The following is a 22,080-nucleotide window of genomic DNA, read 5'->3' on the forward strand; positions in this document are numbered from 1 at the left end:
GTATAGTTATATCAGTCTATTTACTTGCTTAGTTTTCAATGATCTCAAACAATTTCAAAAGCTTCAACTCGAAGTCTCTCTACTCCTCTTTTACAAGGTCCCTTTGTTTGTGGAGGGGAATTATAGGGAGGTATTGCTTAATAGTTTCTTAATCTGTGAGAGAGTTTTTGATAAGTTTTTGCTTTGTAGATTTTTGCTAAAAATAGTTAGCTTTTAACTAGCCATTTTATAGTATATGTGTGTAGCCTGTTTCTGGCTCTATTGCTATGTCTGCTGTCTTTCCATTTGAATGCGTCAATCTAATAGTGCAATTTTTATTTACTATCACTCTTTCATATATGCTATTTGCAGTGCTAGGGTTACCAAAGAGTGGTCGACCTAAATGATCAAATGTAATGCGCCTTGCTGTTGAGCCACAATTTGAAAAAGAAACATCAGTTACATCATATGTTTCTCTTAATGCCATTTTTTTATTTCTTTTTATATCATCTAGATTAATAAAACCTGCAGCACCTCCACTCATATACTGATTTGGATTTTGAGGATTTTTTGCTATTTCTTTTTTACTATTAGCATTACCACTTGTTGTTTCATCCCTATAAATTGTATATGCCCACACATTTTTACCCTCAAGAGTTTCATTGAACTGAATCTGCCATCTTTTCTTATACCAATCAACAGTAGCATTAGTATTTTGACCAAACTTATCATCCACCATCGCTAGATGCTGTGTATATCTTATGTGAGCGATAACTTGCAAAGCGGCTTCATTTAATTTATTTGACCCTACTCTTGGGATTATTACTGCGGCTAAAATCCCTATTACAACAATTACAAACACTAGCTCCATCATGGTAAATGCTTTTTTCATACTAATCCAATAAAATATATTTGCTAGCAAGTATATCAAAAACTATGTAAAAATGAAAAATTGTTGAATAGAAATAAATTATGGGAAGTGGTAAAATACTCAAGGAGGACGCTCTCCTTGAGTTTAGAAAAACAGATTTATATTTGTTCTGCTAACTGAACGTCGTAAAGAATATCATCCATTGGATGTCTGTACATTGGCATTGCAAGACGTTTTTCATCAAGAATATGTCCAATAAAACCAATACTTCTACCTAAAATGAAAAATGCATTAAGAGCGCCTGCATCTATAAACACATCTATCTCTTCATCTTTATAACCTAAAGCTCTCCACATGTCAACCATTAAAATACCGATTGTTCCATCAACATTTAGGATTAAATTCTCTTTTTTAGATGTTGTTAACTGCTCAACAGTCAGAGCATAATCAAGTAGTGGAGTAGATGGGAAATTTGCAGCGGCAAATTTCTTCAATCCCTCAACACGCAAGTCTGGATTTTTAAGAGACTTGATTCTATGTCCGATGCCTGGAATCGGAACTCCCTCTTTTTTCATATGATTTAAAAACTCCGCCGGAGTAAGATTGTTATCTTTTGCATATTTAAAATATTTTGCAGCACCATCAATTGCTCCACCGAAACGAGGACCAATTGTTAATAATCCTGAGATTAGTGAGCTTATTACATCTTTTCCTGCGCGTGCTGTAACTTTAGCATTATGAGCACCAGAGACTGCTGGACCATGGTCAGCTACTGTTTTAAGAACAGTTTCTAAAAAATCGACTGCCCATCTTGGATATCGCTTCTTAAACCAAAGGATACTCATGACATCACCAATTGTAAAACCGGTATCAGGCGTTGCAACTGAACTTATTGGATAGCCACAGTAGTGTGCCTCATCGCCTCTGTCATCAGAAATTGTACAGATAAACTGCTTTGACTTTCTAACGCTTGGGCAAACATTAATTGAAGGTTCTTGTATATCTTTTATAATTCCCTCAGCATGAAGTTCATGGTAAACTGCGCTGATTATCTCTGGTAAATCATTAAATGATGCTGGGACATGAATACCTACTTCTTGCATTGCTTTGTTTTTAGCCTCAGCTGTTTCCATGTCGCCATTTGCAGATGCGCCTGCATGACCGAATTGTACGCCGCTATCATAATATTTAGCAATCGTTCCGATACACCACGCAATAATAGGCTTTTTGATTTTTCCGCTTTTTACGGCTTCTATGACTTTATACTCTTCAGTTCCGCCTACTTCGCCTAAAAGTAACATATATTTTACTGCAGGGTTTGCTTCCATTCTTAAAAGATTGTCGATAAATACTGAACCTACAAATCTGTCTCCGCCGATAGCAACACCCTCAGCGATACCATCAGCATTTATAGCGATGATGTTTGAGAGCTCATTAAACAAACCGCCTGAACGAGTTACAAGTCCGCATGAACCTGCACGATGAAGTTTAGACTGAACGATATTTTCAATTGTTCCGCCGATATTTGCTATTTTAAAAGCTCCCGGTGCTATTGCGCCAACGGTAGCAGGTCCTATAATAGTTACCTTTTTCGCTCTTGCTGTTGCGTTCATTTTACGTGCTAATCTCTCAGGAATACCCTCAGCCGTTACCATGATAGATTTAAAACCACCAAGCTCAAGTGCTTCCATAGTAACATCATAAGCCGTTCTAAAAGATGCAAAGTTTAAAAGCACATCAGCCTGAGGCTGAGCAGCTTTAGCTTCTGTAGTATTTTTATAGAGGGGAATCATAATCTCTTCCGAACCATAGAAAAACTTCTCAAATTTAGAGCTACTAGTAGGAGCAACAATGCCCGCAACAGATGGTTTTTTTCTTTTTATCGTATAGTCATAATCAAGCATTCTTTGAATAGCGCTTGAGTTGTTATTCCAAAAAATTGCTTGTGTGTCTTTAGTATATAATTGTGCCATCTCTTTTCCTTACTTTGCTAGTGCCATACGCACAATGTCGGTAACATGTGTTTCAGGTCCATAAACTTCTATATAAAGACCAAGTCTATCAGCGGCTTCTTTAATGTCTTTTAAACCTTTTTCATAGTTTGGTCCGCCGCGTCTTACATAAATTTTTATACCGACTTTTTTCATTTTATCAGCGTAGTTATCAAATGCTTGAATGATTCCCGTAAATGTTTTTGCAACATCCGTAAAGTTTGCAATAGCTCCACCGATGATAAGAACCTTATCTCTGCCTTTAGCATCTTTGCTTCTTGTCATAAGATCTAAGATAGTCTCCGCATAAAACTTTGTCTCTCCTGTGGTCGGTCCGCCTGAATACTCGCCATAGTTAGCAAGGTCTTCTATGCCGGCTAAATCAGCAATAGTATCAGCATAAACAACAGAAGCGCCGCCGCCTGCAACCATAGTCCAGATTCTAGCATCAGGCTTAAGAATAGTCAACTTCAATGAAGCACCTGATTTGCTGTCTGCATCTTCAATAGCTAAAACTTCAGGAGATTTCTCTTCCATACCAAAAGAAGTAGGATACTCAACCTCGCCCCACTGCTCTCTCATCATAAATCCGGCAGTATCATCAAGTTTTGCAACCATATCTAAGAGTTCAACTCTTTTGCCTTGTAGAACAAACGGGTTTATTTCTAAATATGCAAAATTTAACTCTCTGTAAGCTTTGAAAAAGCCTATCGCAAACTCGGCGAATGCCTCTTTGTCGTTCTTTGCAACATCTTTTGGAATATTTTTTTTGATTTTTGCTGCTATTTCTTCTTCTGTTGCCGTAATTGGAAATGCAACCTCTACAACTTTATCCCAGTTCTCTTCAACTTCCATGCCGCCTTCTGCCGACATATAAAGAACATCATCATCTCCTACGCATGTAGCAGAGATGTAATACTCCTCTTCTTGAGAGTGTGGCGTAAATGGTTCAACGATAAAATAAGTAAGCATATCTACTTTTGCTTCGCCGGTTGGAGTATCGCCCTCAAATGAAAAATATACAGATTGTTTTTGAGAAGATTTTTCATCAATCCATGATGTCGCTTTTGCTAAAGATACATCACCTGGTTTAGCGTCTTTAAATAAAACTAAACCATTTTTTCCTCTTTTACCAAATAGCATATCTGGTTTAGCAACTAATGTTTTTTCTTTTAACCATGTTTTTTCTTTTGCAGCTTTTTTAAGTTCTGTTCCGTTTTGAACCATAACTGTTTCATATGCATAAGTAAAACCTGGAAAATACTTATCCCAATGCTTAGCCAAAATTGACTTTGCGTCAAATTCTCTAATCGCTTTTTGAGCCATTGCAACTCCCTGTTTTTAATATTTATGAAATATTATCACATGTAAAGCAATCTGAGGGTACTTATAAAGACTAAGTAAGGAATAGATTTAATTTGTGTTTATATTTGTAACATTAGCAGAGTAAACAATCCTATTTTTGTAACTTATCGTTACATTGCTGGGTTTTGTAGAATTAGCAGAGATTTCTTCAAGCAAATAATTGTTGCATTTCGTTACACCATAAAATTCTAGCCTGCCAGACATCTTTGCATCCGTCTTTACACACTCTATCCCTCTACTTTTTAACTCTTGCGCCAACTCCTTTGCAACATGTATTTTATAGGAAAAATGTTTTTTTGGTTCCCCTACTACACTATAGAGATATTTATTAAAAAAGACCGCAGAAGAGTTTAGCAACAACAGTGCAAGCGATACTATAAATGCCCATTTATATTTTTTTCTAAACATACTCAAACGAACTCTGTATGAGTGTTCAAAAGTTTGTGCCACCAAAAAAAGCGAGAGTATAACGTATGGCGCAAAATACTCAAGGGCAACACGTTGTCTAAATGAGAGCAGAAGCGAGAACAAAAGTGCTACGGTTGAGATAAACCAAAGTAAATCAAAATCTTTGGTTAAATATCTTCGGTAGAGCACATAAAAAAGATATACAAATATAATCGGAGAAAAAATTGCAGCATATATTCCTATTGAATCAAGAAAATAACCTTTTGGAGAGCCGTGAGTGTCGATTCCGTAGATAAAAAGCGATGATAAAAACATCGCAAGATTAAACAGAAGAAACTTTATATTTTTTTTATAGAGCGAAAATATTATAAGTGACATAAAAAGAGCAACAAAACCACTCTCAATAAGCATGTAAAAAAGAAGTAAAATATAGCTGTACTTTATAGAATAGTTTTCATAAATATATACAAACAAAAGCAAGCCAAACAAAATCAAGCCCGCACTGTTTACAATTACCGCCGAACTTATTACTCCTGGCAGAAGAATAAAAACTATTAGCAGCCAAATTCTGTTTCTTTGGATTTTCACATAGTTTTGGGATATTTTATAAAATAGCATTGCGCTTAAAAGATGAAGAAGTATCATAGGAAGCCGCAGGGCAAAATCATTCTGCCCAAAAAACAGTATTGAACTATTTATAAAAAGCTGTAAAAATGAAAAATCCCCATTTAAAATCTCTGCTTCATTATAGGAAATGGAAAGTTCACTAATTTGCAATGTAAGCAACAGCGCATCTAATCCTATAATGAAGAAAAAGATGTTCCTCATATTCATATCTTTAAAAAATTCTCAATCATCTCATGTCCGTATTGACTCATAATTGATTCTGGATGAAACTGAACACCATAAATCTCTTTGTTTTTTATTTTAAGCGCCATTATCTCGTTGTCATCGATGCTATATGCCATCGGTTCAACCTCATCAGGAAGCGATTTTTTATCCACAATCAACGAATGATATCTTGTTGCAATAAACTCTGAGGGAATATCTTTGAAGATTTCACACTCTTTATTATGCCTAATGGTAGAAGTTTTGCCATGCATCATATTTTTGGCACGAACAACTTTTGCTCCAAATGCTTGTGCAATACTTTGATGACCAAGACAGATGCCTAAAATAGGAACTTTATCTTTAAAATGCGCTATCACTTGAAGCGTAACACCTGCATCATCAGGAGTTGCAGGACCAGGAGAGATGATGATCTTTTCAGGCTTTAGGGCTATTATCTCCTCAACACTCAACTCATCATTTCTAATAATCTTAAGATTAGCCCCCAACTCTTTGCAATACTGAACTATGTTGTAAGTAAAACTATCATAATTATCAATCATTAAAATCATTTTTATTTCCTAATAATCTCATAAATTTTCAAAATTTTTTATTTAGAATTATAACTAGTATTGGATTGTTTTTAAATAAACTCCTTTACTAAAACCTTCTCTTCTTTAGTTTTGTATCTGCTTTTTATTTGTCAGTTGTTGAAGATAATTTGAGATGTTTATAAGAGAGAATGTAACCAAAAATATCATAAGACCTGGGAAGAAGCTAACCCACCATGCTATCTCTACGACATCTTTTCCGCTGCTAAGTATGGTTCCCCAGCTCATTTGCGGTGCGACTATTCCAAGACCTAAAAAGCTAAGTCCGGACTCTGCTAAAATCGCACCGCCCACTCCAAATGTAAAACTAACAAAGTAGATGGGTGCTAGAAGCGGCGCGTAGTATTTGAGAAGTATCTTACTTTTGCTTACTTTTGCTATATTTAATATTTTTATATATGGTTGAGACGTTATGCTAAAGCTCTCTGAACGGATTAGCCTTGCTGTTGTCATCCAGCCTGTTATAGATATAATTACAATCAAAACCCATGCTGATGCGTTAACATAACTCACAAGCGCCAAAAGAAGAAAAAATGTAGGAAAGGTCAAAAACAAATCAACTAAAACAACAAAACCTTTGTCGATAGTTCCACGAAAATATCCTGCCATAGAACCTAAAATCAGACCTATTACAGAAGCAATAAGAGCGCTGCCGACCCCGATGATAAGGGAAATCTTTCCGCCCTCTATAAGCCGTGCCAAGATATCTCTGCCTAGCCTGTCCGTACCTAAGAGATGCTCTGAACAGGGAGCAACTAAAATAGCAGCGCTATTTAGTGAATAAGCATCTATGGAGTAAAAAGCAAAACCAAAAAAAGAGAATACAAAAACAAACAGAAGTACAAATATACTAAACTTCGGCATCTCTTGCGTTACTGTTTTATTCCAAGAAGTGTCTGCATCATCTGATCTACCGTGGTAATAATCTTTGAAGCGGCACCATACGCTGTTTGGTACTTTATAAGATTTGTCAACTCTTCGTCTATACTAACTTTTGAGATAGAAGAGTATTCTAATTCTACTGCATTGAACTGCGCCGTTATCGTTTGGTTGTTTAAAACTGCCTGATTGGTTGACACCCCGACTTCAGTTGCGATAACGTCAAACATTCCATAAATGGTAGAGTTATATGTGGTATTTCCTAATTTAAAATCATATGTTTCAAACTGCTGTTGAATAATATCTAAAGAGAGGTTATTGTCTCCCGTAACAGATGACCTGCCTGCTGCTATATCTGTAGGACTATCTTTTAGCTTAAAACTAAGTCCTATATCACTAGCACTACTTCCGTCAAAAAATCTATTTAATCCAAGAGCGCCTGCAAAATTTGAACCTGAATCAAAATTCTCATTCTTTAAATTATCTTCGATTGCAAAAGCGTAGCCTTTTGCCGCATAAGTTGAATCCATAACAAACTCAACCGCATTACTGCCATCTGGATATGTTGCCCAGTTAAATTGTATAAAGTCATCTATATCGTTGTTTGCATTTCCATCGTTGTTGTCATCACCTTGTGCTTTTAGCTGTCCCTCTATTGAGTTAGAACCTGCTGCTCCTACCATAACCGTGTTGCTGTTTATATTAATAGCTCTTCTTGCCGTAATATTCCCATCAATATCATATAAAACGACATCAAAGGAACCCTCTTTAATATTAAGAGATGAGTTTGCCAAGGATTGAGTATTTTTGATACTAAGTGTGTTGGACTCCATCTTAGTTGTAGCACTAGATGCATAAAGATTGTTTGTAGATTCTATAAGTGTGCTAGCAAAAACATCCATCTGATCCACTACTTTTTGTAATACACCGTTAGTAGCAGAACCAGACATATCATTGCTTCTTTTATCTCCTCTTAGATCTAAAATAGCACCTACTCTGCCGCCTTGAATGCTCTCATTCATCGGAATCAGCACACCATCTTGTCTCTCGTACGAGAGTTCATAAAAGCCGTTTGGATTGTTATCACTAGATATATGGATTGGGTGAAAAGAGCCTCCATCAACTATATTAAACCCATTTACGCTTAATGTGTAACTGCCATAGCCCTCATTTGAAGAACTATGCACTAAATCATTTGACTTTATTATGCCTGTATGCGACTCTGCGCCGATGAGTTTAGCTAGACTAAGCTCAATTGAGCCTCTTTTGTCTCTTAGGTCGTTTGCAGTATATCCGCCACCCGCTTCTGCTATCTCGATTGATTTATTTATATTTGCTAACTCTTCGGCTAATGTATTGACCTCTTTTACATTAACAAATAGTTGTTCATTAATAGTTGACTGAAGATTTAAAATTTTACTTTGAACACTAGTTATGCTGTTTGAGAGTGTTTCAGTCTGCTTTGACAGTGCTAATTTTATAGCATCATTATCAGGGTTGTCGGCAAATGTCTGCCACATATTATAATACTCTTTCAAATCAGACTTTATCCCCACATTATCAATCTCAGGAAAATATGTAGAAAGCTCTTCAAGCGTAGTTTTGGTAAAGTCGGAATACTCTTTATCTGAGGAGATTCCGGTGTATCTATCATAAACAAAGTTATCAAATATTCTGGAGATATCCAAGACTTTTGTACCGTTGCCGATACTCCCCTCAGATGAACTAAGCGGAATAGCTGCAACTTGAACAACCCTTTGTCGTGTATACCCTTCACTCTCTGCATTTGTTATGTTATGACTGGTAGTATTTACCCCGACTTGCGCTGCCGAGAGCCCACTGTAGCCAATGCTTAAGGTATTGAAAATAGATGACATTTTATGCTCTCACTTTCAATATAGTTGACTCTTTTGAAGCAACTTTATTATAGCCTTGCATCTCTGTGGGGATTATATTCTCTAAAAAAGTATTGTAAAGATTGCTAACTGCCAACACCAACTTTGCATAACGTTTATTTGTAGCATGCAGAGTTGATAGTTCAACCTTTAACTCACTAAGCATTGCATGTTGCTCTGCATTTAAAAGTTCAGGCAAATTTGTCTGGGGATTTAAGCGTATAAGAGTAGAGATTTCATAATCTATCATCGCTTTTTTTGATTCAAAGCTTTTTAGCTTCTCCTCTTTTAGTTTTAATCTATCAAATTGTGGATCATGACTTGCCACTTGAATGTCTTCTATATCAGACTCTGTAATTTTTATTAAATCTCTTAAATCGCCTATAGCGCTTTTTAAATGATAAGACAACATGGCATAATCCTTAATATCTTGATTAAAACCTACATCAACTCTTCAGCTATTTTCTCTGAAAGAGCTTGTAGATTTACTTTATATTCGCCAGATGCAAGAGCTTCTTTTATCTGCTCGACCTTACTTTTATCACCTTGTTGTGAAATAGTTGTCATAGCCTTTTTAGAAACTTCCTTGCTCTGCTCAAAACTGTTTGCATAAACACCCGCTTGATTGATTTTTGAAATCATGTCATATCCTTTTTATCTTCATGTAAATATAATTATCTTCAACTATATCGGCAAAATGAGATAAAATATTAGCTCTTTTAGTGCTTTTTTTTAGAAAGCTTAATGCTTTTCTAAAGAAAGTTTTTGCTTCGCAAAACCGCATTTGCTACTTTTGGCTCAAAAAATCATAAAGCATTTGGGAAAATCCAAATCCTCCTGCACTCGCCTTTGCAAGCTCCTCCCTATACATGGATTTATATATCTTATCCCCCGGGTCATTTGCTTGTGAAAAAAGATTTTTCTCATCTTTCATAGCATTGTCCATCAACATCTTTAAGATAACAGACTCAAAAGCATCAGTCTGCTCTCTCAATTTTGCATCATCTGCTTTTGCATCAATCTTAGGAAGCTGATGCTGCTGTGAGATAAAGAGTGTGTCTATATTCATCATGTCTGCTCCGTTCATTATATTAGCTTTAGCTCAGCCGATATGCCGCCTGCGCTCTTGATAGCTTCTAGGATTGAGATGATATCTTTTGGAGTAGCTCCGAGTTTTTGTAAGGAGCGAACCAAATTTGCAACCGTCGTGCTTCCCGTTTTTGTATATAACTCGTTTTCATTAAGTCCTATTACCATGTTCTCATCTACGCTTAGCGAGCCTGCAGGCTTGCTCAAAGCATCCTGCTCCGTGATTTTGATAGTTATATCACCATGTGTCATGACAATAGGTTTTATCTCTATGCCGACTCCCGAGATTATGGTTCCTGTTCTCTCATTTATTACGATTCTATCTTTTACATTGTAGTCCATATCTATCTCTTGAACCTCCGCTAAAAACTCCACCATACTCTTGTTTTGCGGTCTTTTTAGTTTGATGGTTCTTGAATCCATAGCCACGGCAACTTGAGTGCTGTAGGCTTCATTTAAAGTTTTTTGGATTGTTACACTGTTTTGAAAGTTATCATCTTTAAGCGAGAGCGTTACAAACTCTTGGTTATAAAGGTCAATGCTAATCTCTCTCTCAACCAAACCGCCGTTATAAATCAAACCTGCCGTCGGATGAGATTCGCTTACGCCTTTTTCATTTCTACCGCCTATACTCATAGCCCCTTGAGCCAATGCATATATCTTGCCATCAACCCCTTTTAAAGGAGTCATAAGAAGCGTTCCGCCCTCCAATGATTTTGCATCACCGATTGAGGAGACTGTTATATCTATCTTGTCGCCCTGTCTTGCAAAAGGAGCAAGTTCAGCAGTAACTACCACCGCTGCCACGTTTTTTGACTTTATATCTATGGAGTTCATATCAATATTCATAGCTTTTAACATGTTTGCTATTGATTGGAGCGTAAATTTTGAAGTTGTGCCATCACCGGTTTTTTTCAGACCTACAACAAGAGAGTAGCCTATAAGATGGTTGTCTCTAACCCCCACAATATTTGCGACATCGCTTATTTTAGCGGCATAAACAACACTAAGAGCTAGTAAAAATAAAATAATCGTTTTCATCGCTAATCCTTCAATATAATAATATTGAAGCAATGTTTATTCCACTTTATTCACTTTGAAGGTATGTTAGAGAGGTATTTCCAAATTTTTTAGATTTTTTTATCTTATATACGCCGATTTGTTGAGGAATCTCTAGCGTACTCATGTGCTCGATTATTATAAGTTTTACACACTCGCTCGGCAAAAAGGCTATCAAGGAGATGGTTTTGTCATAGATATCTTCCATCCCCTCTCTTATGTTAAAGGGTGGATCTATGTAAAAATATGCCTGCTCATTTTTTTTCTGTAGTGATTTTACGACACTTGCAATATTTGAAAAGGTATCGCCGCTGTGTATTTCGCATAAAGAGGGGTCAGTTTGAGCGATGTTCTCTTTTAAAATCTTCAGTGCTTCACGATCGCGTTCCATAAATATAATTTTTTTTGCCCCGCGACTAAGTGCTTCAAGACCGATAGAGCCGCTTCCTGAGAAAAGTTCTACAAAAATAGAGTCTATTATCTCAAACTGCAAAGTATTAAAAAAGGACTCAAGCACTATCGCTTTTGAGCTTCTTGTAGTTGTTTTTGAGGGGAGTTTTAAAGTTTTGTTTTTAAATTTTCCTGAGATTATCTTTTTGGTTATTGCTCTACTTTTCATAAAATGCCCGAACCACCTTTAAGATATTTGTCTGATACTCCAGCGTTAACGATTCGATGCGCTTTTGCAAAATATCAAAATCAAGTAACTCCTCCTCAAAAAGCTCCTCTTTGATTTTTGTTTTGTTCATACTTTTGTATCTTTTTTCCAACGCCAAAATAAGTTGAGATTTTGAAAAAGGTTTAAGTAAATCTGCATCTTTATCGCTTGAGATATAAAAACATCTCTCATCGTCAAAACTCTTCACATCTCTAACAAGAATTTCGCAATTTTTCGCCGAGCTAAGGTTCTTGCCCAAAAAAAGTTCTAATGATTTTTGCATCAACGGTGATTTGCATTCAACAGCTACTCTCAAAAACAATCCTTAAATCCAAAAAATTTATTGCGAAAGTATAACATTTTCTATAAATATCTCTCTATGCTATATCGCAAATCTTCATCCAAATGGGTAATATTTAAAAGCATCCACTCCAGATAACCTCTGTCGCACATGCTTATCTCCTCTATGAAACGCCCGCTATATTTTCCAAACTCAAACTTCTGTATAAGTACGTTTTTCTGACTTAACTCAACTAACATCTCATGCTCTTTTATCTCTAGTAGATACTCATACAGCATCTTTACGTGAAGAGCATCACTAAGCGCATTATGCGGTACTAAAACTCCCTCATGCAGAGCATATTTGAGTGCCTCTTTTTGCTCCTGTTTATAGAGTTTTAGCTCATATCTCAAAAACTGCAAGGAGAAGTGTTCGCACTCTGGGATAAGGTGTTTTGTGACTCTGAGCGTGTCAATAGTTTTGCCTTGCCATATAAATCCTAAAGCTTGAAGCATCCTAAGGTCAAAGTTTATATTGTGAACGATTAGAGTCGCATCTTCTTGGTTATTTTCATCTAGAAACTTCCATGCCCTGCTCTGTTTAAACGGTAGTTTATCCTTAATCATCTCGTTTGTAATATGATTTATGCTTGAAGCTTTTGCAGGAATCTTTTTGCCTTCGTTAACAAGTTCATATATTGAACTAACTTCACTCCCTTTAACTCCGATGATGCCAATAGAGCAGATTTTATCACTCGCTTCTAAGCCCGTCGTCTCCAAATCCAAAAATATTAACATGTGACAATCTTTATTTTTTTACACTTTGAGCTTAAGATGATGAAAGAGAAGTAACCGCTAAGAAGTATAAAACCATAGAGCCAGTAGATACTAAACCACTCAAACACTCCGTCGTATGATGTGAAAAGATTTGTATAGATAAGCGCTAAAATCATAGCAGAGCCTACCAACCAGATAAGCAGCATAAGCCATTTTCGCCAAACCTTTACAAGGTCCCCATAGCCTATAACTTCTATAACATCACTGCCCTCGCATGTTAAAAGTTTAAGTTCATAACCGTTTATACAGCTGTTAAAAATATACTTTAAACCTCTAAAGAGCGCGAGTAGAATTGTTAAAGACCAAAAAAGAGGAAACCAAAATCTAAAAATATCAAAAAGCGCGCCCGTTATCTCAAAACTAAGCTCCGGCAAACCCCTTAAAACATAGATATACAAGGTTACAAAAGATGAAAAAAGAGCGGCAAAAAAGAGACTGCTTATAGTTAGACGCACCGCCCATCTAAGCCAAAGAAGTATGTAAAATCTACTCATCTATTTTAAAAGATTCTAGCATTTCATAGTAGTGTTCAAGCGTCATAAAGCTTTTCTCAAACCTAAAACGGATAATGAACTCTACTATCTTTTTCTTTAGTGTCTCATCAACATTTTGAGCTTTTCCAAAGTAGCCTAAGGAGACATTTTTGCTCTTTATAACCGCATCTTTATCATATCCAATTGCGAGTATTTGAAGATATTTGCCCTTTTTTATTTCGCCTAGACTCTCGCTAAGTAGCGAAGCACCTGAGAGATTTATGGCTTTAAAATTAAAAAGGTCGCTAAAGACATCAACTTTTTCATTTATGCCAAGTTCGTTGTAGAGATTTTGCAACAGAACTAAATTCTCTTTTCTAGAACGCTCGTAGCTAGAGATTTTATTTGTTATGCTTTTTAATCTATCTAAAGCTGAACTACTCATCGCTACTCCTGTGTTTATTTAAGGTGATTATACCAAAAAGCAAAACTATTTTAGATATAATCTCCCATTTTAAAAACAAAGATTAACATGGATTATTTACAGATTAAAAAAACCGACTCTCTACATGGTCAGATAAAGATTTCCGGTGCTAAAAATGCCTCTTTACCTCTAATAGCTATGACGATACTTGCAAAAAACAGTGTAACAATAAAAAATCTTCCGCATGTTGCAGATATAAATACTCTCTTAAAACTCCTCTCAAATCTAGGTGCGGAGTGCTCCTCGTCATGGAGTGAGAAGGAGAATATTACAACAGTTGATACATCAACTCTAACCCAGACAAAAGCGACATACGACATAGTAAAAACCATGCGTGCTTCCATACTTGTTTTGGGACCTATTTTAGCAAGATTTGGACACTGCGAAGTCTCGCTCCCCGGTGGATGTGCCATAGGACAAAGACCTGTAGATTTGCATCTAAAAGCGCTTGAGCAGATGGGTGCTATTATAAATATAGAAGCGGGTTATATACATGCAACTGCTCCAGAGGGACTTAAGGGATGTGAGATTATTTTTGACAAGATAACCGTAACAGGCACTGCAAATATAGTAATGGCAGCGGCTCTTGCAGAGGGGATAACAACCATTACAAATGCGGCAAGAGAGCCTGAAGTCGTTCAGCTTTGCGAGATTTTAAACGCAAACGGTGTTAAAATTGAGGGAATTGCAACTGCTATGTTAACTATCCATGGAACAGCAGGGCAGCTCCTGCACATCGAACCTTTTAGCGTTATTCCTGATCGCATTGAGGCGGGAACTTATCTCTGCGCTGCGGCAATTACAAGATCAGAACTCACATTAAAAAATGTAAATGCCAAACATTTAGGCTCCGTACTCTCAAAACTCCAAGAGATGGGAAGCAAATTTACAATAACTCAAAACGAGATAACAATACACCCCTCAGAAATCATAAAACCCGTAAAGATAGTGACTCAAGAGTACCCTGCATTTCCTACCGACATGCAGGCGCAATTTTTGGCGCTTGCAACTCAAGCAGAGGGAACTTCAATCATAGAAGAGAAGCTTTTTGAAAACAGATTTATGCATGTAAGCGAACTTCAAAGAATGGGTGCGAGCATTTCGCTAAACGGCAATGTGGCTACCGTAAACGGAAGGTCAAAACTAAGTGGAACTGATGTTATGGCAACAGATTTAAGAGCATCAAGTGCGCTTGTTTTAGCTGGGCTTGTAGCAGATGGTACAACCAATGTGCACCGCATCTACCATCTAGATAGAGGTTACGACTCTTTAGAAAAAAAGTTGCAAAATGTAGGAGCGGACATAAAAAGATTTAAAGAGTAGCTAGTATAAACTATCAATCTTCAAAAATTATCATCTCATAGATACTTTTTTTAGTCACCAACGCTTTATCGCTAGAGACTGCCTGATAGTTTTTAGCTTTTAAAACTTCCTCTTTAAGCTCCTTCATATCTTGCTCCATGGTTTCAACATTTTCTTTTAATCTTAGTATTATGTCAACACCTGCAAGATTTACGCCAAGTTCACGCGTAAGTCTCAAAATTAACTTAATTCTATCTATGTCTTTTTGCGAGTAGAGTCTTATTCGACCGCTAGATCTCGATGGAGCTACAAGATTTTCCCTCTCATACTGTCTTAGAGTCTGCGGATGTATATCCAAAACTTTCGCAACAATACTGATTAAATAAACAGGCTCTTCATACTTGTGTATCATATTTTTCTCCTTTTTTTGCACTCACGTGCCTATATATCTTTAGGTAGTTTCTCTTTCATTAATTCTACCAATTTCTCGTCCAAATCCTCAACTTTTGGCAAAACTATATTTGCTTCAAGATAGAGATTTCCTCGCTCTTTTGTCTTGCGGTTCATAGCGCCCATCTCTTTTACGCGAAATCTTTGAGCGTTTTTAGTATTTTGCGGAATTTTTAGCTTAATCTCTTTTTCTAAAGTCTGTATCGATATTTTCTCGCCAAAGAGCGCTGCATACAGAGGAACATCAAACTTTTTAATCAAATCGTCATCTACTCTTTCGTATTCTGGATTCGAAGCGACATTTATACTTAAAAAAAGATCCCCTGCTCTGCCGCCTTGCGCATGTCCTTTTCCTTTTACACGCATTTTCTCGCCGCTTTTTACACCTGCTGGAATCTTGATGTCAAATCTCTCCCCGTTTACAGAAACAGAGTGAGAACCGCCTAGAATAGAGACACTAAAGGGTATAGTAACACTTGTTTGTATATCGAGATTTATCTGTTGTTGCTGTTGCTGCTGTGAAAAGCCGCTTCCGCTAAAACCGCCTCTGCTGCTAAAACCACCAAAACCTCCGCCTGAGAACATACTTCTTAGTATCTCATCCAAATCACTCTGCCCGCCGCCATGAGATTTTGAAAAGTCATGAAAATTTTGACCGCCGAACATATTGTCGCCGTGCATGTCATACTGCGATTTTTTCTGTTTGTCGCTTAAGATTTCGTATGCGGCATTTATCTCCTTAAACTTCTCTTCCGCACCTTTGTCCTTGTTGACATCGGGATGATACTGTCTTGCTAATTTTCTATATGCTTTTTTAATCTCTGCTTCGCTTGCGCTCTCTGAGACTTCTAATGTTTCGTATAAAGATTTACTCATTATTTTTTTTCCTAAAATTTATATTATTAAGTAAAATTATATCACAAGAGTTGAGTGGATGTCAATCAACTCATGTGATATAATTTAAATTAAACTTTTGCTTATCTTGACGAAGTTGAAACCTCGTTTCCAAGGAGAGTTGTAAATTGGGAGCAAGGTTTTAACCTTGCCTAAATACGAGGTTGAAACCTCGTTTCCGAAAAAGTTTACGAGGTTAAAGCCTTACTTCGAGCATATTAGAGTCTTGCACCATTGTGGACTCAACGCATAAAAGAGAGTTTCTTTTTTCTTTTCATACAAATAGATATCCGTCATCATTTATAATTGTTCTTTGAGCTGTAAGAACTATTTGATTATCACTAAAGGTAGCGCCTATTGGGTCAAAAATATCAAGGTAAAAGATTTCATCTTCTTCTATAGTGTTGTCTCCTAGAATTTCAACAGGGATATGTGCGTAATTTTCATCAGGATAGAGAACAAGTGTTCCGCTTGTTGGAATATAGTCTTGATATGCTGTTGCCGTACCGTCTCTTGTTGTGTAGTTTACGCTTAACCACTCATTTGGGTCGTCTCTCATGCCTATAACCTCGACTAAGAAGTAATTAACAGTTATCTCACCTGTGGCACCTTCAACTATCTCTTTTTGTACTTCCTGCGAAGTTTGTGGAGTATTAGTATAGTTTTGACGCAAACTTTGGTCTATCCACTGTTGATAGTAGCTTACTTTCTGCCAAAAACCAACTTCACCAAAACTACTGTTTATTTCTGTATCTACATCAGGATCTATATAATAATTGCCCAAACTAGAAACGTAACTGGCGACACCAGCCACCTTTGAATCAATTATTGCAGGACCACCGCTGTCTCCGGGGGCTATCATACCTTCGCTATTACCATTTCCTAAGTCTATCTCACCTATTAAATTGCCTAGCGCATCATGCTCATAAGTTCCATCATCAAAATCAGCTACTAAAATAGTATCTTCAAGCGGAGTCCAATACATAATGCTTCCCAGCGAATCCTTTAAAGTAGCTGCATCTGTTTCAAATTTATTTGTTGTTTGCAGACGCAACATATCAGAAGTGATTGTTGTATCCGCTCCTGTAGCACCAACTCCTGTAGCGCCATACCCAACGGCGGTAAATTGTTTTCCTATTTCATCATTATCTCTATATAGTTCATAACGGTATGCATCATAAGGTGCTGGTTCTGCAAGCCAGACAATAGCTAAATCATTATTACCGTTACTATCATAGTAAGGAATGATTTCTACAGACTCGGATGCGATTGTTTGTCTGCCAGATGATGTTTCAAAAGTTACATCTGCCGATAAATTATTAGGTAAAAAAAGATGCGCAGAGGTCAGTATCGCCATTCCTCCATAGAGCAGTGTTCCTGTACCATAATAACCGTTTGAAGATACTCTCACAGCCCCATTTAGGATACTGCTATCATCAACAGAGTAGATAGGATTTTCGTATGAATCTAAGGATACAACCATGTGAATAACTCTTTGTTTTTATATATATGTAAATTGTAGAACAATAAGCATAAGAATTTCATTATTTTTTAAGAGCGTAAGAGAATTTTATTTACTGCTGTATGGCTTATTTTTAAAAATTCTGCAATATCAGACTTTGTATATCCATATAAATAGGCATTTTTGATATTTTCATCTCTGTTTATATCTCTGTCTTTCTCAAAAAAAGTCTCTAATCTTTTTTTTAAAACTTTTAATTTATTATCTTTGGTAATTAGTTTTGGTGCTTTATATACAATATCTATCGCGTCTATGTCTATCTCATTGCTGATATAATTCGCGTACTCATCATAGGTCATCTCAAAAATCATAGAATTGTTGAGTAGTTCATAATATTTATATTTATACTTCCATTGAAAAAACGACTGATATTTATATAAATCCACTTGTTTTACTATGTGGGCTTTTATGGGGTTTCGCTCTATATATTTTGCAACTATCCAAAAATGTGCATCGTCATAGAGAGAGAGGGTATGACTTGTATCTACCTTGCCAAAGATGTCCTGAACGGGCATATTTTTTATTGAAAAACTTAGCGTATTTTTCGTTTAAAAACTGGATTGCTTTGGAGATATTGCTGTTTTTTGTTTCTAATAGAAGATGGTAATGGTTACTCATAAGACAAAAAGAGTGGAGAATAATCTCAAAATCTTTTAAAAATTTGAGTAAAAGGTCTAAAAAAAATTCGTAATCTTCAGGCTCAAGATAGATAACTCTTCTCTCTCCTCCACGGTTAATAATGTGGTAAAGTCCCGGTTCGGTTAGTCTTTCTTTTCTTGGCATGTAAGAGTATAACAGTGACTATATTAATATTATATTAAGATAAGTTTCAGATGCGTGCCTCAGATGCGTGCCTGATAAGTTTGACACCCCTAAGTTTCTGTTTTAAGAGTAGCCTCACTGACTCTTATGAGTAGTGAGGCTGGGCAGTCTTTGTGAGTGTCAGGTTAAGCTGAAACTAAGAAAAGTATCAAAAAGGTGCCTAGTATCATTCCAATAAGCAGAAAAACATTACAATTCTGCTAGAGATTTTGTAGGGTGACATATCGTTTTGTGCCTAAGGCGGTTGTTTTTTAGTTCTAAACTTAAAGCAGTCTAGCTTGTGTGTCAGTTTGATAGTTACACTACAATCCCGAGTGGCGACTGGGTCGGTTTTCTTGTTTTTTTAAAAGATGCTTGAGGGTGGCATATTAAAGTTACTCTATTGAAACTAGATCGTATATCACTAGGCTGGGATATGTGTATAGAGGACTGATATTGCTTTTGCAATAATCAGACAGGATGATAATCCTGCCCTAACGAACTCTCGTAAATAATAGTAATTAAGAGGTTCAGAGTGAAAAATTATACATTACTAAATATTAGTATAGGCTTAGATGTATCTAAGGAGAGTATCTCTGTTTATATACCAATAGCTAAACTAGACTATGAGATAGATAACACACAAGATGGATTGAAGAAACTTACTTCTAAACTGAAAAAACTGTATAAAAAAGAGTTTGATAATTTAATATTTGTGTATGAGCCAACAGGGAGTTATTCTGAACTTTTAAAGAAGCTTTGATCTGACTACACTTATTAGGACAAAGAATAGAAGCTATTCTTAGTTAAAATTACGAATAATAAGTGAGGGAAAAATGTCAAATAGCAAATACACCAGAGAGTTTAAAGACTCAACAGTTCAGTTAGTTTTAAATAGTGAAGATTCAGCTTTAAAGATAGCTAAAGATTTAGGTCTTAATGATAAGACTTTATATAACTGGATCAAAGAGTATAAAAAAGTTCATAATATTCAAACAGACTATAGAAGAAGTCCTCAAAAAGCCACTCCTAAAGAAACATCAGATGAAGAACTTAAACGCTTAAGAGCAGAGAATAAGCTTTTAAAACAAGAACGAGACATCTTAAAAAAGGCAACCGCGTATTTCGCCAAAGAAACTCTGTAAAGTACGCATGGATAAACGAACATAAAAAGAGTTTCAATATAGATTTGATGTGCAGAATTTTTAAACTCAATCGTAGCAGCTATTATCATTGGATTAAAACAGGCTGCATAATCACCAAAGTTGATGAGAAATTAAATCAGCTTATCAAAGAGATTTTTGAGCAATCAAGGCAAACATATGGTGTAAGACGAATCAAAGAAGCGTTAGTTAAAAGATACGGTGCCGTAGTTTCTAAAAGAAAAATAGGTAATATTATGAAGTATCTAAAACTTGTTGTAAAAATGAAGCGAAGATTTAAAGTTCTTACAACTGACTCAAGACATAACTATCCAGTAGCTCCAAACAGGCTCAATCGTGACTTCTACAGCTCATCAGTCAATAATGTTTATGTAGGCGATATAACTTATATACCAACAGCTGAGGGATGGTTGTATCTAGCTACTGTAATAGATATATTTTCAAGAAAAGTTGTCGGCTGGTCTATGGATGATAATATGAAGGTAGCTCTTGTAAACGATGCACTTAAAATGGCTATCAAACGCAGATCTCCTGAACGAGGTCTAATTTGGCACACCGATAGAGGTAGCCAATACGCATCTTATGAGCATAAAGATTTACTCCTTGAACATGGAATCATTCAAAGTATGAGTAAAAAAGGTGACTGCTGGGATAATGCAGTAGCAGAAAGTTTTTTCCATTCATTAAAAACTGAACTGACACATCATGTCAAGTTTCAAACAAAAGCTGAGGCTAATGAAGCTATATTTGAATATATAGAAATATTTTACAATCGACAGAGGCTACACTCTTCAAATAATTACATGTCACCAGTTGAATATGAAGAGATGATGTTACAAAAAGAAATGGTTGGGTGATAGTTTAAATTATTTGTCTGAAATAGGGTTGACAGATCAGTGGCGACTGACACCCTTTTTTGACACCCTTTTATTTTCACTGCTTGCTAAAAATAATCTGCTATTTTCCAGTGATTTTTATGGGCTATATAACCAACAGCAACTGCTGCTACAATAGTAAATACAAAAAGTGTTGCATTATCCATTTTTACATTCCTTAATCTCGTTTTTTAGTTTGTTTAATTCAAAATAATTGATAACTATACCCAATAGGAAAAAGCCAAATACTCCAAATAGCATAAAAGAAAATAAGCCAGATTGAGTTACGGCGTAACCGCCAACTCCACCACTTGCAGCTAAAAGTAAAAAAGACTTTTTATAAACTACATCTGCTTCTTTGGCAATAATATCAGCTTTGTCTTTTCGTTCTTGTAATGTCATAGTAAGATTATACCAAAAATATAAAAAAGAAGATAAATAAAAGAAAGAAAAAAAGACATTTCTTGATAGAAGTAGCGTTATGTTAACTAAAGGAAAGTTTAAGAAAAAGCATAAAATGGTAAAATGGTGTCTGGCACCCTTTTTACTAGTTAAGATAAAACTAAGATTTGTTCCCATAATGGTGCCTGACACCCTTTTTTTTTTGGTGTCTTGGTTGTTGAGGTTGGGTGGAGTGTAAGATAGAGGTTAGATTTGTTTTTTACTAGTTAAGGTAAAACTAAGTTTTTGCATAAAATGGTGTCTGGCACCCTTTTTTTTGTGGTGGAGGTTTGAGTGTTGTAGGGGAAAATGTAAAAAGCCTCACTGACTCTGTAAGAGAAAGTGAGGCTGGGTTGGAGAGTGTCAGGTTAAGTTGAAACTAAGAAAAGTATCAAAAAGGTGCCTGACACCCCTTTTGTGACAAATGGTGCCTGACACCCCTTTTGGGTTGGAGAGTGTCAGGTTAAGCTGAAACTAAGAAAAGTATCAAAAAGGTGCCTGACACCCCTTTTGCAAAAGTGGGCATCGTCAAAGAGTGGGTAAGATTTGAATCTACCTTGCCAGAGGTGACCGCTTCTTGTGTATTTTTTGTTGAAATATTTGGAGTATTTGTCATTTATGTGCTGCATAGCCTTAGAGAGATTTGATTGTCTGGTTTCTAAAAGAAGATGATAATGATTTGTCATAAGACAGAAAGCATGGATGATGATTTCATAATCTTTAGAGGCTTTTAGCAAGAGATCTAGAAAAAACTCATAATCTTCTGGTTCAAGGTGTATAGACCTACGCTCTACTCCACGATTTATAATATGGTAATGGCATGGTTCTTGGTAGCGTTCTTTTCTTGGCATACAGGATTATAGCTCATTATTTATTAATATATAATTAAGAAAAGTTTCAAAAGAGTGCCTGACACCCTTTTTTGG

Annotated in this window: 27 protein-coding genes; 4 read left to right on the forward strand and 23 right to left on the reverse strand. The window is 36.1% G+C overall.

Annotation, left to right across the window (positions count from 1 at the left end):
- Positions 1 to 226: 226 nt before the first annotated feature.
- The 16 genes from M0Q17_RS05470 to M0Q17_RS05545 all read right to left on the reverse strand — a co-directional run bounded on the left by M0Q17_RS05470 (position 227) and on the right by M0Q17_RS05545 (position 13,667).
- Positions 227 to 871 (reverse strand): type II secretion system protein, encoded by a 645-nt coding sequence (locus M0Q17_RS05470; protein WP_295084223.1) that lies wholly within the window; start codon positions 869 to 871, stop codon positions 227 to 229.
- Positions 872 to 1,008: 137 nt separating this feature from the next.
- The gene (locus M0Q17_RS05475) at positions 1,009 to 2,823 is read right to left on the reverse strand and encodes a citrate/2-methylcitrate synthase (protein ID WP_295084224.1); all 1,815 of its coding nucleotides are present in this window, start codon (positions 2,821 to 2,823) and stop codon (positions 1,009 to 1,011) included.
- A gap of 9 nt (positions 2,824 to 2,832) precedes the next feature.
- Positions 2,833 to 4,167, reverse strand: a complete 1,335-nt coding sequence (locus M0Q17_RS05480; protein ID WP_295084226.1) for an ATP citrate lyase citrate-binding domain-containing protein — start codon at positions 4,165 to 4,167, stop codon at positions 2,833 to 2,835.
- 87 nt (positions 4,168 to 4,254) lie between these two features.
- Positions 4,255 to 5,400: a hypothetical protein gene (locus tag M0Q17_RS05485; protein WP_295084229.1), complete on the reverse strand. Its 1,146-nt coding sequence runs from the start codon at positions 5,398 to 5,400 to the stop codon at positions 4,255 to 4,257.
- A 44-nt stretch (positions 5,401 to 5,444) separates the two neighbouring features.
- Entirely contained in the window at positions 5,445 to 6,014 is a 570-nt protein-coding gene (locus M0Q17_RS05490) for an aminodeoxychorismate/anthranilate synthase component II (protein ID WP_295084255.1), read from the reverse strand.
- Positions 6,015 to 6,119: 105 nt separating this feature from the next.
- On the reverse strand, positions 6,120 to 6,917 hold the full coding sequence (locus M0Q17_RS05495; RefSeq protein ID WP_295084257.1) for an ABC transporter permease: 798 nt from the start codon (positions 6,915 to 6,917) through the stop codon (positions 6,120 to 6,122).
- A gap of 8 nt (positions 6,918 to 6,925) precedes the next feature.
- Positions 6,926 to 8,809: a flagellar hook-associated protein FlgK gene (gene flgK / locus M0Q17_RS05500; protein WP_295084260.1), complete on the reverse strand. Its 1,884-nt coding sequence runs from the start codon at positions 8,807 to 8,809 to the stop codon at positions 6,926 to 6,928.
- A 1-nt stretch (position 8,810) separates the two neighbouring features.
- Positions 8,811 to 9,239 carry a hypothetical protein gene (locus tag M0Q17_RS05505; RefSeq protein WP_295084263.1) on the reverse strand — a complete coding sequence of 143 codons (429 nt, stop codon included), beginning with the start codon at positions 9,237 to 9,239 and terminating at the stop codon, positions 8,811 to 8,813.
- A 29-nt stretch (positions 9,240 to 9,268) separates the two neighbouring features.
- On the reverse strand, positions 9,269 to 9,469 hold the full coding sequence (locus tag M0Q17_RS05510; protein WP_295084266.1) for a flagellar biosynthesis anti-sigma factor FlgM: 201 nt from the start codon (positions 9,467 to 9,469) through the stop codon (positions 9,269 to 9,271).
- 145 nt (positions 9,470 to 9,614) lie between these two features.
- A complete protein-coding gene (locus M0Q17_RS05515) occupies positions 9,615 to 9,914 on the reverse strand; it encodes a rod-binding protein (protein WP_295084268.1) in 300 nt (99 codons plus the stop codon).
- On the reverse strand, positions 9,914 to 10,957 hold the full coding sequence (locus M0Q17_RS05520) for a flagellar basal body P-ring protein FlgI (RefSeq protein WP_295084271.1): 1,044 nt from the start codon (positions 10,955 to 10,957) through the stop codon (positions 9,914 to 9,916). The genes M0Q17_RS05515 and M0Q17_RS05520 overlap by 1 nt, the downstream gene beginning before the upstream one ends.
- 46 nt (positions 10,958 to 11,003) lie before the next feature.
- Positions 11,004 to 11,594: a 16S rRNA (guanine(966)-N(2))-methyltransferase RsmD gene (rsmD, locus tag M0Q17_RS05525; protein WP_295084273.1), complete on the reverse strand. Its 591-nt coding sequence runs from the start codon at positions 11,592 to 11,594 to the stop codon at positions 11,004 to 11,006.
- Positions 11,584 to 11,949 (reverse strand): hypothetical protein, encoded by a 366-nt coding sequence (locus M0Q17_RS05530; RefSeq protein WP_295084276.1) that lies wholly within the window; start codon positions 11,947 to 11,949, stop codon positions 11,584 to 11,586. The genes rsmD and M0Q17_RS05530 overlap by 11 nt, the downstream gene beginning before the upstream one ends.
- Before the next feature lie 47 nt (positions 11,950 to 11,996).
- On the reverse strand, positions 11,997 to 12,710 hold the full coding sequence (locus M0Q17_RS05535) for a 3'-5' exonuclease (RefSeq protein ID WP_295084278.1): 714 nt from the start codon (positions 12,708 to 12,710) through the stop codon (positions 11,997 to 11,999).
- Complete coding sequence (locus M0Q17_RS05540) at positions 12,704 to 13,243, reverse strand: hypothetical protein (RefSeq protein ID WP_295084281.1); 540 nt, start codon at positions 13,241 to 13,243, stop codon at positions 12,704 to 12,706. The genes M0Q17_RS05535 and M0Q17_RS05540 overlap by 7 nt, the downstream gene beginning before the upstream one ends.
- Positions 13,236 to 13,667 carry a hypothetical protein gene (locus M0Q17_RS05545; protein ID WP_295084284.1) on the reverse strand — a complete coding sequence of 144 codons (432 nt, stop codon included), beginning with the start codon at positions 13,665 to 13,667 and terminating at the stop codon, positions 13,236 to 13,238. The genes M0Q17_RS05540 and M0Q17_RS05545 overlap by 8 nt, the downstream gene beginning before the upstream one ends.
- An 87-nt stretch (positions 13,668 to 13,754) precedes the next feature.
- Between M0Q17_RS05545 and murA the strand changes: the two genes are divergently transcribed.
- A complete protein-coding gene (gene murA / locus M0Q17_RS05550) occupies positions 13,755 to 15,029 on the forward strand; it encodes a UDP-N-acetylglucosamine 1-carboxyvinyltransferase (RefSeq protein ID WP_295084287.1) in 1,275 nt (424 codons plus the stop codon).
- A gap of 13 nt (positions 15,030 to 15,042) precedes the next feature.
- Here the strand turns inward: murA and M0Q17_RS05555 are convergent, their stop codons facing one another.
- The 5 genes from M0Q17_RS05555 to M0Q17_RS05575 all read right to left on the reverse strand — a co-directional run bounded on the left by M0Q17_RS05555 (position 15,043) and on the right by M0Q17_RS05575 (position 18,657).
- Positions 15,043 to 15,420, reverse strand: coding sequence for a helix-turn-helix transcriptional regulator (locus tag M0Q17_RS05555; RefSeq protein ID WP_295084290.1), 378 nt, complete (start codon positions 15,418 to 15,420; stop codon positions 15,043 to 15,045).
- A 29-nt stretch (positions 15,421 to 15,449) separates the two neighbouring features.
- Positions 15,450 to 16,334, reverse strand: a complete 885-nt coding sequence (locus M0Q17_RS05560; protein ID WP_295084293.1) for a DnaJ C-terminal domain-containing protein — start codon at positions 16,332 to 16,334, stop codon at positions 15,450 to 15,452.
- A 292-nt stretch (positions 16,335 to 16,626) separates the two neighbouring features.
- Positions 16,627 to 17,835, reverse strand: a complete 1,209-nt coding sequence (locus tag M0Q17_RS05565) for a Calx-beta domain-containing protein (RefSeq protein WP_295084295.1) — start codon at positions 17,833 to 17,835, stop codon at positions 16,627 to 16,629.
- Positions 17,836 to 17,903: 68 nt separating this feature from the next.
- Complete coding sequence (locus M0Q17_RS05570) at positions 17,904 to 18,389, reverse strand: hypothetical protein (protein WP_295084298.1); 486 nt, start codon at positions 18,387 to 18,389, stop codon at positions 17,904 to 17,906.
- The gene (locus M0Q17_RS05575; protein ID WP_295084301.1) at positions 18,331 to 18,657 is read right to left on the reverse strand and encodes a transposase; all 327 of its coding nucleotides are present in this window, start codon (positions 18,655 to 18,657) and stop codon (positions 18,331 to 18,333) included. Before M0Q17_RS05575 ends, M0Q17_RS05570 begins: the two co-directional genes overlap by 59 nt.
- 553 nt (positions 18,658 to 19,210) lie before the next feature.
- Here M0Q17_RS05575 and M0Q17_RS05580 point away from each other — a divergent pair.
- The 3 genes from M0Q17_RS05580 (at position 19,211) to M0Q17_RS05590 (ending at position 20,695) form a co-directional block, all read left to right on the forward strand.
- Positions 19,211 to 19,438, forward strand: a complete 228-nt coding sequence (locus tag M0Q17_RS05580) for a hypothetical protein (protein WP_295084304.1) — start codon at positions 19,211 to 19,213, stop codon at positions 19,436 to 19,438.
- A gap of 73 nt (positions 19,439 to 19,511) precedes the next feature.
- A complete protein-coding gene (locus M0Q17_RS05585) occupies positions 19,512 to 19,820 on the forward strand; it encodes a transposase (protein ID WP_295084306.1) in 309 nt (102 codons plus the stop codon).
- Positions 19,821 to 19,831: 11 nt separating this feature from the next.
- On the forward strand, positions 19,832 to 20,695 hold the full coding sequence (locus M0Q17_RS05590; RefSeq protein ID WP_295084313.1) for an IS3 family transposase: 864 nt from the start codon (positions 19,832 to 19,834) through the stop codon (positions 20,693 to 20,695).
- A 177-nt stretch (positions 20,696 to 20,872) separates the two neighbouring features.
- On the opposite strand, the gene M0Q17_RS05595 is transcribed toward M0Q17_RS05590, so the two are convergent.
- The gene (locus M0Q17_RS05595; RefSeq protein ID WP_295084308.1) at positions 20,873 to 21,292 is read right to left on the reverse strand and encodes a hypothetical protein; all 420 of its coding nucleotides are present in this window, start codon (positions 21,290 to 21,292) and stop codon (positions 20,873 to 20,875) included.
- 320 nt (positions 21,293 to 21,612) lie between these two features.
- A complete protein-coding gene (locus M0Q17_RS05600) occupies positions 21,613 to 22,005 on the reverse strand; it encodes a transposase (protein WP_295084311.1) in 393 nt (130 codons plus the stop codon).
- Positions 22,006 to 22,080: the final 75 nt, after the last annotated feature.

It is taken from the genome of Sulfurimonas sp. (genome assembly GCF_023229105.1).
In the GTDB taxonomy this organism is placed as follows: Bacteria; Campylobacterota; Campylobacteria; order Campylobacterales; family Sulfurimonadaceae; genus Sulfurimonas.